This window comes from Lysobacter antibioticus (assembly GCF_000731095.1).
In the GTDB taxonomy this organism is placed as follows: domain Bacteria; phylum Pseudomonadota; class Gammaproteobacteria; order Xanthomonadales; family Xanthomonadaceae; genus Lysobacter; species Lysobacter antibioticus_B.
In genome coordinates this window covers 51,184-64,777 of record NZ_JMTZ01000006.1, presented here as the reverse complement: position 1 = coordinate 64,777, position 13,594 = coordinate 51,184, and the positions used below count along the sequence as shown (strand labels likewise).

Sequence of the window (13,594 nt, the reverse complement as noted above, 5' to 3'; positions counted from 1 at the left end):
AGGGACGAAACCACCGAACTCCGGCGCCACTACGAACCACTCCAGCCATAGCAGCCAGACAGAACACCGGACTCCATGACTACCACCTCGGCTCCTCCCAGCACCTTGTTCGACAAACTGTGGGACGCGCACCTGGTATCGCCCGAAAGCGATGCCGTGCCCGCGGTCCTCTACATCGACCTGCACCTGATCCACGAAGTCACCTCACCGCAGGCGTTCGCCGAACTCGAATCGCGCGGGCTCGCGCCGCGCCGCCCGGACCTGACCAAGGGCACGCTCGACCACTCCACCCCGACCCTGCCGGCCGGCGCCGACGGCCGCCTGCCCTATTTCACCGCCGAGGCCGAGAGCCAGGTCGACACCCTGCGCCGCAACTGCGCGCGCCACGGCGTCGAGCTGTTCGATTTCGACAGCGCCTACCGCGGCATCGTCCACGTGATCGGCCCGGAGCTCGGCCTGACCCAGCCCGGCATGACCATCGTCTGCGGCGACAGCCACACCGCCACTCACGGCGCCTTCGGAGCGCTCGCCTTCGGCATCGGCACCAGCGAGGTCGGCCACGTCCTGGCCACCCAGTGCCTGCTGCAACGCAAGCCCAAGACCCTGGCGATCAACGTCGAGGGCGAGCTGGCGCCGGGTGTCGGCGCCAAGGACCTGATCTTGCACGTCATCGGCGAGATCGGCGTCAACGGCGGCACCGGCCAGGTCATCGAATACCGCGGCTCGACCATCCGCGCGCTGTCGATGGACCAGCGCATGACCGTGTGCAACATGTCGATCGAAGCCGGCGCGCGCGCCGGCCTGATCGCGCCCGACCAGACCACCTTCGATTACCTCGCCGCGACCCCGCGCGCGCCGCGCGGCGCCGACTTCGATCGCGCCGTCGAACGCTGGAGCGCCTACAAGACCGACGACGGCGCGGTATTCGATCGCGAAGTGCATATCGACGCCAGCGCGATCAAGCCGACCCTGACCTGGGGCACCCACCCCGGCCAGGTCGCGGCGATCGATGCGCACCTGCCGCAGGCGCGCGATACCGACGAAGCCAAGGCCCTGGCCTACATGGGCTTCGACGGCGGCGCGGCGATGGCCGGCCGGCCGGTCGACGTGGTCTTCGTCGGCAGTTGCACCAACTCGCGCTTGTCGGACCTGCGCGAAGCCGCCGAGGTGCTGCGCGGCCGCCACATCCATCCGCGCGTGCGCATGCTGGTGGTGCCGGGCTCGGAGCAAGTCAAGCGCGACGCCGAAGCCGAAGGCATCGACCGCATCGTGCGCGAGGCCGGCGCCGAATGGCGCGAGCCGGGCTGCTCGATGTGCATCGCCATGAACGGCGACCTGGTCGGTCCCGGCCAGCTCGCGGTGTCGACCAGCAACCGCAATTTCGAGGGCCGCCAGGGCAAGGGCTCGCGCACCCTGCTGGCCTCGCCGCTGACCGCCGCCGCCTGCGCCATAGCCGGCCACGTCACCGACCCGCGTCCTTATCTCACTGCCGTGAAGGAGGTCGCGTAATGTCCGCGTCCCAGTCCCCCAACCACGCCGCGCCGCAGTCCGGCGACGGCTTCGTCGAGTTGATCGCGCGCACCGTGGTGCTGCGCGAACGCAATATCGACACCGACCAGATCATCCCCGCGCGTTTTCTCACCACCACCGAGCGCAAGGGCCTGGGCCGGTTCGCCTTCAACGATTGGCGCGCATTGCCGGACGGCTCGCCGAACCCGGAGTTCGTGTTCAACCGTCCGGAGAACGCCGGTGCCGCGATCCTGGTCGCCGGCCGCAACTTCGGCTGCGGCTCCTCGCGCGAACACGCGCCGTGGGCGCTGACCGACCTGGGTCTGCGCGCGGTCATCAGCAGCGAGATCGCCGACATCTTCCGCAGCAACTCGCTCAAGAACGGCCTGCTGCCGATCGTGGTGTCGCAGGAACTGCTGGACGAACTGCTCGAACAGCCCGGCATCGAGCTGCGCATCGACGTACGCACACGCCGCCTGCACCTGCCCGACGGCCGCGCGATCGAGTTCCCCCTCGACGCCTTCGCCCAGACCTGTCTGATCGAAGGCGTGGACCAGCTCGGTTATCTGCTGCGCCAACTCGACACCATCAACCAATACGAACAGCGCCGCGCGACGGCGCTGAACCCTCGCCAGGAGAATCAACATGCGCGCTGACATCGTCGTTCTGCCGGGCGACGGCATCGGTCCGGAAGTCACCGCCGCCGCGGTCGAAGTGCTGCGCGCGGTCGGCCGCCGCTACGGCCATCAGTTCATCCTCAACGAGCACCTGATCGGCGGCGCCGCCATCGACGCCAGCGGCGAGCCCTTGCCGGCCGCGACCCTGAGCGCCTGCCAACGCGCCGATGCGGTGCTGCTCGGCGCGGTCGGCGGCCCCAAGTGGTCGGACCCGAAGGCGAAAGTGCGTCCCGAACAGGGCCTGCTGGCGCTGCGCAAGGGCCTGGGCCTGTACGCCAACCTGCGCCCGGTGCAGCCGCACTCGGCCACCCTCGGCGCTTCGCCGATCAAGCCGCATCTGCTGGCCGGCGTCGACATGATCGTGGTGCGCGAGCTCACCGGCGGCATCTATTTCGGCCAGAAGCAACGCAGCGAGACCAGCGCCAGCGACCTGTGCGAATACAGCGTCGAGGAAATCGAACGCGTCGTGCGCCGCGCCTGCCAGCTCGCCCGCGGCCGCCGCCAGCACGTGGTCTCGGTCGACAAGGCCAATGTGCTGGAAACCTCGCGGCTGTGGCGCGAAGTCGCCAGCCGCGTCGCCCGCGACGAGTTCCCCGACATCACCCTGGAACATCAACTGGTCGATTCGATGGCGATGCATCTGATCGCCAAGCCGCGCGCGTTCGACGTCATCGTCACCGAAAACATGTTCGGCGACATCCTCACCGACGAGGCCTCGATGCTGGCCGGCTCGCTGGGCCTGCTGCCGTCGGCCTCGCTCGGCGAAGGCAAGGTCGGTCTGTACGAGCCGATCCATGGCTCGGCGCCCGACATCGCCGGCCGCGGCATCGCCAACCCCTGCGGCACCATCCTCAGCGCAGCGCTGTTGCTGCGTCATTCGCTGGGCCTGAATGCGGAGGCCGAGTGCATCGAGCAGGCGGTCGCAGCGGTGCTCGAAGCCGGCGTGCTGACCGCCGACCTCGCCCCGGCCGGCCAAGCCGTCGGCACCCGTGCGGTCACCGACGCGGTGCTGGCGCAACTCGAACTGCCCTGTCACATCCCCGAACTGCGCGACTGACGCCTGGCTCCATCTGGCTAGCTCCATCCACCGCAGGCCGCCCCGGCGGCCTGCGACAAGCGCAAGACCGCTCTCTCCAAAGTTCTGGTAACTCCTAGCCCGATGCTCGTGCATCGGGTTTTTTTTGCCCTTCGCCCGGCCGCACCGCAACACCGCCGTCACCCGTCGTTGATGTGAACCCCGGCCACAATCGATTCGTCACCGTATGCCATCATCCTGACGTGTCCTGGGTCGACGCCGCGGCCCGCAGCATTCGCGAGAGCGCATGACCGAACCCGCATCCTCTCCCGACCGACCCGCCCACGAATCGCCCGTCGCGAACCCGTCCGATGCCGTCCTGCCCGACGTCGATCTGTTGGTCGTCGGCGGCGGCATCAACGGCGTCGCCATCGCCCGCGACGCCGCCGGCCGCGGCTTGTCGGTGCTGCTGTGCGAACGCGACGACATCGCCTCGCACACCTCCAGCGCCAGCACCAAGCTGATCCACGGTGGCCTGCGCTATCTCGAACAGTTCGAGTTCGCCCTGGTCGGCAAGGCCCTGGCCGAACGCAAGCGCCTGTTGCGCATGGCGCCGCACATCATCTGGCCGCTGCGCTTCGTCCTGCCGCATCAACCGCATCTGCGCCCGGCCTGGATGATTCGCATCGGCCTGTTTCTGTACGACCGGCTCGGCGGCCGGCGTGGACGCGGACTGCCCGGTTCGCGCTCCGTCAATCTGCGCAAGCACATCACCGGGCGGCCGTTGCGCGACGACTTCGTCCACGGCTTCGTCTACTCCGACGCCTGGGTGCAGGACGCGCGCCTGGCGGTGCTCAATGCGATGGATGCGGCCGAACGCGGCGCGACCGTGCTGACCCGCACCGCCTGCGTCGCGGCGCAGCGCGGCGCCGAGGCCTGGGACGTGCAGCTGCGCAGTGCCGACGGCGTGTCGCGGCGAGTGCGCGCGCGCGTCCTGATCAATGCCACCGGCCCGTGGGCGGTACGCTTCCTCGACGAAGTCGCGCAGGTGCCGCACCGGCACAACCTGCGCCTGATCAAGGGCAGCCACATCGTCGTTGCGCGGCTGTTCGAACACGATCACGCCTACATCTTCCAACAACCCGATCGCCGCATCGTGTTCGCGATCCCCTACGAACACGACTACACCCTGATCGGCACCACCGACGTCGACTACCGCGCTGATCCTTCGGCGCCGCACATCGACGAGGCCGAAACCCAATACCTGTGCGAGGCCGCCTCGCGCTATTTCAAGCGCGCCATCCAAGCGAGCGATGTGGTCTGGACCTACAGCGGCGTGCGGCCCCTGCTCGACGACGAAAGCGACGCCGCCTCGGAAATCACCCGCGATTACCTGCTCACCCTCGACCGCGAAGGCGCGCCGCTGCTCAACGTGTTCGGCGGCAAACTGACCACCGCGCGCAAGCTGGCCGAGGAAGCCTGCGACCGGCTCGCACCGCTGTTCGGCGGACTGCGTCCGGCCTGGACCGGCACCGCGCCGTTGCCGGGCGGCGATCTGCCCGATGCCGATTTCGACGCCTTCCACGAAGACTTCGGCCTGCGCCGGCCGTGGCTGCCGGACGCGCTGGCCCTGCGCCTGTGCCGCAACTACGGCAGCCGGGCGCTGCGCATCGTCGAGAGCTGCTCGCATCTGGAAGAGCTGGGCGAATGTTTCGGCGCCGACCTGTACACGGCCGAGGTCGATTACCTGATCGATTGCGAGTGGGCGCGCAGCGCCGACGACATTCTGTGGCGGCGCTCGAAGCTCGGGCTGCGCATCGATGCGGCGGGGCATCGGAGATTGCAGGATTACCTCGCCCGCCGCGTCGCCGGCACCTAAGGCAACGGCCAGCGAACAGGACGACACCACCAGCGACAGCCCAGCATCAGGAGAGTCATCGCAATGGTCACACCGATGTCGCAATACCTTAGCGAGTTCATCGCCACCGGCATGTTGATCCTGCTCGGCAACGGCGTGGTCGCCGGCGCACTGCTCAATCGGTCGAAGGCGCAAGGCGCCGGCTGGGGCGTGATCACCGCGGCCTGGGGCCTGGCGGTGCTGATCGGCATCTTCATCGCCGGACCGACCAGCGGCGCGATCATGAATCCCGCGCTGACCATCGCCCTGGCGAGCATCGGCAAGCTCTCGTGGGCAGTGGTGCCGGGCTACATCGCCGCGCAGATCGCCGGCGCCTTCGCCGGCGCGGTGCTGGTGTGGCTGGCCTATCTCGCCCATTGGCGGATCAGCGACGACCCGGCGGCCAAACTCGCGATCTTCTGCACCGCACCGGCGGTGCGCGACACCAAGGCCAACCTGTTGACCGAAACGATCGGCACCTTCGCCCTGACCTTCGGCGCGCTCGCGATCGGCGCCAACACGCTCGCGCCCGGCATGGGCCCACTCGGCGTCGGATTGCTGGTGGTGGTGGTCGGCATGTCGCTTGGCGGACCGACCGGTTATGCGATCAATCCGGCGCGCGACCTCGGCCCGCGCATCGCCCATGCGCTGTTGCCCATTGCCGGCAAGGGCGGCTCCGACTGGGGCTATGCCTGGGTGCCGGTGGTCGCGCCGGTGATCGGCGCCTTACTCGGCGCCTTTGCGTTCCAGGCGGTTTACGGTTGATGGCAAGAGGACCAGGAACGAGTGAAGAGGAGTGAGGAATGAGTAGAAGCGGCTGACGTCGTCATCCGAGTTCCTTCGCAATTCGCACAGCCACCATCTTCAAACCAGCCGAGAGCCGCTCTTACTCACTCCTCTGTACTAGTTCCTAGCTTCTCCCTCCTCTCCACTCATTCCTCATCAAGGCCATGACCAAAACCTACATCCTCGCCATCGACCAGGGCACCACGAGTTCGCGCGCGATGCTGTTCGATCGTAATGGCGCCGTGGTCGGCGTGGCCCAGCGCGAATTCGAGCAGATCTTCCCGCGCCCGGGTTGGGTCGAACACGACCCGCGGGAGATCCTCGCCAGCGTGCAGACCACCGCCATCGAGGTCATGACCAAGGCCCAGATCAGCGCCTCGCAGATCGCCGGCATCGGCATCACCAACCAGCGCGAAACCACGGTGGTCTGGGACCGCCACACCGGCCAGGCGATCCACAACGCCATCGTCTGGCAGTCGCGCCAGACCGCGGCGATCTGCGACCAGCTCAAGGCCGATGGCTATGAGGAACTGGTGCGCGAACGCACCGGGCTGCTGATCGACGCGTATTTCTCGGGCACCAAGGTCAAGTGGATCCTCGACCACGTCGAAGGCGCGCGCGAACGCGCCGAACGCGGCGACCTGCTGTTCGGCACCATCGACACCTGGCTGATCTGGAACCTGTCGGAGAACAAGGCCCACGTCACCGACTACAGCAACGCCTCGCGCACGCTGATGTACGACATCCACAAGCGCCAATGGTGCCCGGACCTGTTGAAGATGCTCGGCGTGCCGGCGGCGATGCTGCCGGAGGTACGCTCCAGCAGCGAGGTCTATGCCCACACTGGCGCTCGCCATTTCTTCAACAACTCGGTACCGATCTGCGGCGTCGCCGGCGACCAGCAGTCGGCGCTGTTCGGCCAGGCCTGCTTCGAGGCCGGCATGGCCAAGAACACCTACGGCACCGGCTGTTTCCTGCTGATGAACACCGGCGACAAGGCGGTACGTTCCGACAACGGCCTGCTGACGACGATCGCCTGGGGCATCGACGGCAAGGTCGAGTACGCGCTCGAAGGCAGCATCTTCGTCGCCGGTTCGGCGGTGCAGTGGCTGCGCGACGGTTTGCGCATGCTCGGCAAGGCCGGGGACTCGCAGGCCTATGCAGAACGCGCGCGCTCCACCGAAGGCGTGTACTTCGTGCCGGCCTTCGTCGGCCTGGGCGCCCCGTACTGGCGCAGCGACGTGCGCGGCGCGATGTTCGGCCTGACCCGCGGCACCAGCAAGGAGCACTTCGTCCGCGCCGTGCTCGAATCGCTGGCCTACCAGACCCGCGACGTGCTCAGCGCGATGCAGGCCGATTCGGGCATCGAACTGAAATCCCTGCGCGCCGACGGTGGCGCCATCGCCAACGATTTCACCGCCCAATTCCAGGCCGACATTCTCGACGTGCCCTTGAAGCGCCCGCGGGTCAGCGAGACCACCGCGCTCGGCGCGGCGTACCTGGCGGGTTTGGCGGTCGGATTCTGGGAAAGCCGCGAACAGATCGCCCAGCAATGGCAGGTCGAGCGCAGCTTCGAACCGCAGATGCTGGAAGCCGAGCGCGAGCGTTTGTATGCGGGTTGGAAGCGGGCGATCGAGGCGACCTTGGCCTTCAGCGTCGAGCACGCCTGAGGCAATACGGCTCTGCCTTGGCCCCTCTGCCATTCATGGGAGAGGGGTTGGGGTGAGGGCAGGTCTCACGCCTCGTTCGGCACCTTGATCCGGAACCACGCCGCGTACAGCGCCGGCAGGAACAACAAGGTCAGCGCGGTCGCGACCATCAGGCCGCCCATGATCGCCACCGCCATCGGACCGAAGAAAGCGCTGCGCGACAGCGGAATCATCGCCAGGATCGCCGCCAGCGCGGTCAACACGATCGGGCGGAATCGCCGCACGGTCGCATCGACGATGGCCTTCCAGGGCTCGTGCCCTTCGCTGCGATCCTGTTCGATCTGGTCGACCAGGATCACCGAGTTGCGCATGATCATGCCGGCCAGCGCGATCGTGCCGAGCATCGCGACGAAGCCGAACGGCACCCGGAACACCAGCAGGAACAGGGTCACGCCGATCAGGCCCAGCGGCGCGGTCAACAGCACCATGAAGCTGCGCGAGAAGCTGCGCAGTTGCACCATCAACAGGGTGAACACCGCGAACAGGAACAGCGGCATGCCGGCGTTGATCGACTTCTGCCCGCGCGCCGAGTCCTCGACGCTGCCGCCGATGTCGATCGAATAGCCGTACGGCAGCTTGGCGCGCAGTCCGTCCAGGGTCGGCGAAATCTGCGCCATCACGCTCGAAGGCTGGGTGCCGTCGTAGATGTCGGCGCGCACGGTCATGGTCGGCAGGCGGTCGCGATGCCAGATGATGCCTTCCTCGAATCCGTACTCGAGGGTGGCGATCTGGGTCAGCGGCACGCTGCGGTTGTTGCCGGTCGGCACCATCAGGCTGCCGAGCATGTCGAGCTGCAGGCGCTCCTGGTCGGGGCCGCGCAGCAGCATCTCGATCAGCTCGTTGCTTTCGCGGTAGGTGCTGATGTGCGAGCCCGACAGCGAACTCGACAGGAACTGCGACAGCTGGGCCGAGCTGATGCCGAGCGCACGCGCGCGCTCCTGGTCGACCTGCAGACGGACGACCTTGCTCGGCTCGTCCCAGTCGAGATTGACGTTGGCCACGTGCGGGTTGGCGCGGATCTTCTCGCGCACCTGGTTGGCGATCTTGCGCACCTGGTCGATGTGCTCGCCGGACACGCGGAACTGCACCGGATAACCGACCGGCGGGCCGTTCTCCAGTCGCGTCACCCGCAACTGCAGTTCGGGGAAGCGCGGCGCCACGTCCTGGATGATCCAGGTGCGCAGGGTTTCACGGGCCTGCAAGTCCTTCGGCATCAGCACGAACTGGGCGAAGTTCGCCGCCGGCAGCTGTTGGTCGAGCGGCAGGTAGAAGCGCGGCGAGCCGGTGCCGACGTAGGACACGTAGTTGGCCAGGTCCTTGCGCTGCTTGAGCATGGCTTCCAGGCGCTGGACCTGTTCGCCGGTCTGGCGCAGCGAACTGCCTTCGGCCAGCTCCATGTCGACCATCAGCTCCGGGCGCACCGAGTCCGGGAAGAACTGCTGCGGCACGAAGCGGAACATGAACACCGACAGCAGGAAGGCGCCGACGGTGATGCCGATCACCAGCCAGCGCCGGCGCACGCACCAGGTCACCCAGCCGCGGAATCGCACGTAGAACTTGGACTCATAGGGATCGTGGGCGTGGCCGTCGATCGGCGGCTTCGGCGCGATCACGCTGGCGAACATCGGCAGGCGCTCGGCCCAGGCCACCCGCGCGTCGTGCCAGCGCGCGGCCAGCGAACCGGGCTTCGGCGGCGCCGCAGCGTGGCCGTAGTCGGGCAGCAGTTTGTCGCCGAGGAAGGGAATGAAGGCGACCGCGGCGATCCACGACACCAGCAAGGCGATGGTCACCACCTGGAACAAGGATCGGGTGTATTCGCCGGTGCTCGAGGCGGCGGTCGCGATCGGCAGGAAGCCGGCCGCGGTGACCAGGGTGCCGGTCAGCATCGGGAAGGCGGTGCTGTCCCAGGCGAACGCGGCGGCGCGCAGGCGGTCGAAGCCCTGCTCCATCTTGATCGCCATCATCTCCACCGCGATGATCGCGTCGTCGACCAGCAGGCCGAGCGCCAACACCAGCGCGCCCAGCGAAATCTTGTGCAGGCCGACGCCGAAGAAATCCATGACCGCGAAGGTCATCGCCAGCACCAGCGGAATCGACAGCGCCACCACCAGTCCGGTGCGCAGGCCGAGCGAGAAGAAGCTCACCAGCAACACGATCGCGACCGCCTCGGCGAGCACGCGCACGAACTCGCCGACCGATTCCTCGACCGCGGCGGGCTGGTCGGCGACCTTGCGCAGTTCCATGCCGGCCGGCAGCGTTTTCTGCAGCCGCGCGAATTCCGATTCCAGGGTCTTGCCGAGCTGCAGGATGTCGCCGCCCTGCTTCATCGACACGCCGATGCCGATCGCGTCCTGGCCCATGAAGCGCATGCGCGGCTGCGGCGGGTCGGAGAAGCCGCGACGTACGTCGGCCACGTCGGCCAGGCGGAAGGTGCGGTCGCCGACGCGGATCGGGAACTCGCGGATCTGTTCGACCGAGGTGAACTGGCCGCCGACGCGCAAGGGCACCCGGCTGGTCGGGGTCTCGAAGAAACCGGCCGGGGCCAACGCGTTCTGCTGATTCAGCGCTTCCTGCACCGCCTGCGCCGGCACGCCCAGGGTCGATAGCTTCACGTTGGACAGCTCGACCCAGATCTTTTCGTCCTGCACGCCGATCAGTTCGATCTTGCCGACGTCGGTCTGGCTTTGCAGCGCCAGTTGCACGCGCTCGGCGTAGTCCTTCAGCACGGCGTAGTCGAAGCCCTCGCCGGTCAGCGCGTAGATGTTGCCGAAGGTGTCGCCGAATTCGTCGTTGAAGAACGGGCCGACCACGTCGCTGGGCAAGGTCGGACGGATGTCGCCGATCTTCTTGCGCACCTGGTACCACAACGGCCCGATCTCGCTGGAGCGCATCGAATCGCGCGCGGCGAAGATCACCTGCGATTCGCCGGCGCGCGAGTACGAGCGGATGAACTCGTACTCGCCGGTCTCCATGAGTTTCTTCTCGATGCGCTCGGTGACCTGGCGCGAGACTTCCTCTGCGGTCGCGCCGGGCCACAGGGTGCGCACCACCATCACCTTGAAGGTGAAGGCCGGGTCCTCGCTGCGGCCCAGGCGCAGGTAGGACATCGCACCGGCGATAGCCAGCACCAGCATGGCGTAGACGATCAGGCTGCGATGGCGCAGGGCCCATTCGGAAAGATTGAAGCGCATGGATCAGCTCACTTCGTAGGCCCCTGTCCCGGCGGCGGGACAGGGTTGGGGTGAGAGTGCGGGCGGTCGCGCGAGGGCATGGCCGGCCTGGTCGGGGTCGCGGAGGCGGTTAACGCTCAACGTCGCAGCGATCAGCGCTCAACCGGGTGGTTGTCGCGGTCGACGGCGACCACTTTCTGGCCGTCGCGCAGCAGGTGGCCGCCGGCGGCGACGATCCAGTCGCCGGGCTGCAGGCCCGAACTCACCGGCACCCGCTCGGGGCCGTAGGCTCCCGTCTGCACCGGCCGCAGCTTGACCGTGCCGCTCTTGAGGTCGGCGACGAATACGGCCGTGCCGTTGGCGCTGCGCTGCACGGCCGCGAGCGGCACGCTGAGCCCGCTGGCGGCGTGGTTGGGCAGGTAGATGCGCGCGCTCTGGCCCAGTTCCAGGGTGCCGGCCGGCGCGTCGACGGTGACCCGCGCGGCGTAGGTGCGCGAGGCCGGATCGGCCGCCGGCGACACTTCGCGGACCCGGCCCGGCCAGCGCTGGCCGGATTGCGACCACAGTTCGATCAAGACCTGCTGGCCCGGCTTGAAGGTCGCGATCGCGCCCTCGGGCACGGCGAAGGCGACTTCGCGGGCGCCGTCGGCGGCCAGCGCGAACACCTGCTGGCCGGCGGCGACCACCTGGCCGGCCTCGGCGCTGCGGCTGGCGATCACGCCGGCGCTCGGCGCACGCAGATGGGTGTAGGCGGACTGGTTGCGCGCGACCTCGAGGTTGGCGCGGGCGGCGTTGACCTGGCCGAGCGCAGCTTTGGCCGCGGCGTCCTGGGCGTCCTGGGTCGAACGGCTGACCAGTTGGTCCTTGGCCAGCTGCGAATAACGCACCTGGTCGGCACGGGCGCGGCCGTAATCGGCCTCGGCGGCGGCGAGCTGGGCCTGAGCCGCGCGCGCCTGGGCCTCCAGATCGCCGGCGTCGAGTATCGCCAGCACCTGGCCTGCGGCAACATGGGCGCCGACGTCGACCTTGCGCTCGATCAGCTTGCCGCCGACCCGGAACGACAGCGGGCTCTCCTCGCGGGCCCGGACCTCGCCGGCGAAGGCCGAGACCCCGTTGACCGCACCGCCCGGGCGGGCGACCAGCACCGGCCGCGGGGACTCTTCGACCTGTGGGCCGTTGCCGCAGGCCGTCAGGACCAGCATGAGCGCCGCGCCGAACAGCATCGGAGCGGTGGGCGCGGCGGTAAAAGTCCGGTGGCGCATTGCGGTTGGCCTCATCGCGAATTAATGTACTTGCCAGTACTGTATAAATAACGAACCCGGTAGTCCAGTATTCCCTATGTCCTCGCCCCGACCCTCCAGCCCCCCGACGCCGCCGGCCAAGCCGGCCGGCCCAGGCCGCCCGAAGGACCTCAGCAAGCGCAACGCAATCCTCGACGCGGCCAAACGGCTGTTCCTGGTCGACGGCTTCGACGGGGTCAGCATGGACCAGATCGCCGCCGGGGCCGGGGTCTCCAAGCTCACCGTCTATAGCCATTTCGGCGACAAAGAGACCCTGTTCGGCGCCGCGGTCAAGGCGTATTGCGAGCAGCACCTGCCGCCGCTGATGTTCGTGCCCGACCCGGCCACGCCGCTGCGCGAGCGCCTGCTGGCGATCGCCAACGCCTTCTACGAGATGGTCAGCTCGCCCGAGGCGATCCAGATTCATCGTCTGTTGTGCTCGCCCCAGGTCGCCCAATCGCCGCTGTCGAAGATGTTCTGGGAGGCCGGGCCGCAGCGCCTGCACGACGAATTCACCGCCTTGCTGCAGCGCCGGGTCGAGGCCGGCGAGTTGGAAATCGACGACGTGCCCCGCGCCGCGCCGCAGTTCTTCTGCCTGGTCAAGGGCGAACCGCACGCTTTGCTGATGTTCGGCTGCGGCGCGCCGGGCCGGACCGAGGTGCGCGCGCACATCGACGCCTCGGTGACGATGTTCCTGCGCGCCTATGCCCGCCGCGAGCGCTGAAACCGCCTTGGCACGGCCCGAAACCCGCACGGTGCCGAGAGTTCCGGTGACTTTCGGCACTAAGCCCGGGCCCGGGCGTGGTTAATTCTTTTGCTCCGGGGGTCGCGTGGTCCCGGTAGAATTCGCAGTTCCCACGCAACATGAAGACGCCCCGATGACTACGCTCGATTACGCAAAAGCACGTGAACTGATGGTCGAACAACAGGTTCGGCCGTGGGACGTGCTCGACCCGCGCGTGCTCGATGTGCTGGCCGCTTTGCCGCGCGAGGCCTTCGTCGACGAAGCGCACCGCAATCTGGCCTATACCGACGTGCAGCTGCCGTTGGCGCACGGCGAATTCATGATGAAGCCGGTGCTCGAAGGCCGCACGCTGCAGTCGCTCGCGGTCGACCCGACCGACGACGTGCTCGAGATCGGCACCGGCAGCGGCTACCTGACCGCCTGCCTCGGCCGCCTCGCCCGCGAAGTGGTCAGCCTGGAATGCCACGCCGACCTCGCCGCGACCGCGCGCAAGCGCCTGGCCGCGCAATCGATCAACAACGTCCAGGTCGTCGATGCCGACGCCCTGACTTACCGCACCGACCGCCGCTTCAACGCGATCTGCGTGACCGGCGCGGTCGCGGAAATTCCGCCGCAGTGGTTGCAGTGGTTGCAGCCCAACGGCCGCCTGTTCGTCGTCCGCGGCCGTTCGCCGGCCATGGAAGGACTGCGGGTCACCGCCGGCGAACGCAACGATGTCAACGCTGCGCGCATCCAATCGTTGTTCGAAACCGACCTCCCCTATCTCGTCGGCGCGGCCCCCGCGCCTGCCTTCGAGTTCTGAACGC

The 13,594-nt window shown here is 68.0% G+C and carries 10 protein-coding genes; 8 read left to right on the top strand and 2 right to left on the bottom strand.

The annotated features are described in order from the left end of the window. The first annotated feature begins 75 nt into the window (after positions 1-75). From leuC to glpK, 6 genes are all read left to right on the top strand, one after another. Positions 76-1,509: a 3-isopropylmalate dehydratase large subunit gene (leuC, locus tag EX88_RS0101910; RefSeq protein ID WP_031370329.1), complete on the top strand. Its 1,434-nt coding sequence runs from the start codon at positions 76-78 to the stop codon at positions 1,507-1,509. After that, positions 1,509-2,165, top strand: coding sequence for a 3-isopropylmalate dehydratase small subunit (gene leuD, locus EX88_RS0101905; RefSeq protein ID WP_051884316.1), 657 nt, complete (start codon positions 1,509-1,511; stop codon positions 2,163-2,165). The genes leuC and leuD overlap by 1 nt, the downstream gene beginning before the upstream one ends. After that, the gene (leuB, locus tag EX88_RS0101900; protein WP_031370327.1) at positions 2,155-3,243 is read left to right on the top strand and encodes a 3-isopropylmalate dehydrogenase; all 1,089 of its coding nucleotides are present in this window, start codon (positions 2,155-2,157) and stop codon (positions 3,241-3,243) included. The genes leuD and leuB overlap by 11 nt, the downstream gene beginning before the upstream one ends. A 265-nt stretch (positions 3,244-3,508) precedes the next feature. Continuing rightward, positions 3,509-5,080, top strand: coding sequence for a glycerol-3-phosphate dehydrogenase (gene glpD, locus EX88_RS0101895; protein WP_081930547.1), 1,572 nt, complete (start codon positions 3,509-3,511; stop codon positions 5,078-5,080). Positions 5,081-5,143: 63 nt separating this feature from the next. Then, positions 5,144-5,863 carry an MIP/aquaporin family protein gene (locus EX88_RS0101890; RefSeq protein WP_305067585.1) on the top strand — a complete coding sequence of 240 codons (720 nt, stop codon included), beginning with the start codon at positions 5,144-5,146 and terminating at the stop codon, positions 5,861-5,863. Between the two features lie 185 nt (positions 5,864-6,048). Then, on the top strand, positions 6,049-7,554 hold the full coding sequence (glpK, locus tag EX88_RS0101885) for a glycerol kinase GlpK (RefSeq protein WP_031370324.1): 1,506 nt from the start codon (positions 6,049-6,051) through the stop codon (positions 7,552-7,554). 65 nt (positions 7,555-7,619) lie between these two features. Here the strand turns inward: glpK and EX88_RS0101880 are convergent, their stop codons facing one another. Next, positions 7,620-10,784 carry an efflux RND transporter permease subunit gene (locus EX88_RS0101880; RefSeq protein WP_031370323.1) on the bottom strand — a complete coding sequence of 1,055 codons (3,165 nt, stop codon included), beginning with the start codon at positions 10,782-10,784 and terminating at the stop codon, positions 7,620-7,622. Between the two features lie 131 nt (positions 10,785-10,915). Further along, a complete protein-coding gene (locus tag EX88_RS0101875) occupies positions 10,916-12,025 on the bottom strand; it encodes an efflux RND transporter periplasmic adaptor subunit (RefSeq protein WP_223620976.1) in 1,110 nt (369 codons plus the stop codon). Between the two features lie 76 nt (positions 12,026-12,101). Here EX88_RS0101875 and EX88_RS0101870 point away from each other — a divergent pair, with 76 nt between their 5' ends. Continuing rightward, on the top strand, positions 12,102-12,767 hold the full coding sequence (locus EX88_RS0101870; RefSeq protein WP_031370321.1) for a TetR/AcrR family transcriptional regulator: 666 nt from the start codon (positions 12,102-12,104) through the stop codon (positions 12,765-12,767). 154 nt (positions 12,768-12,921) lie between these two features. Beyond that, positions 12,922-13,590 (top strand): protein-L-isoaspartate O-methyltransferase family protein, encoded by a 669-nt coding sequence (locus tag EX88_RS0101865; RefSeq protein WP_031370320.1) that lies wholly within the window; start codon positions 12,922-12,924, stop codon positions 13,588-13,590. The last annotated feature ends 4 nt before the right edge of the window (positions 13,591-13,594 follow it).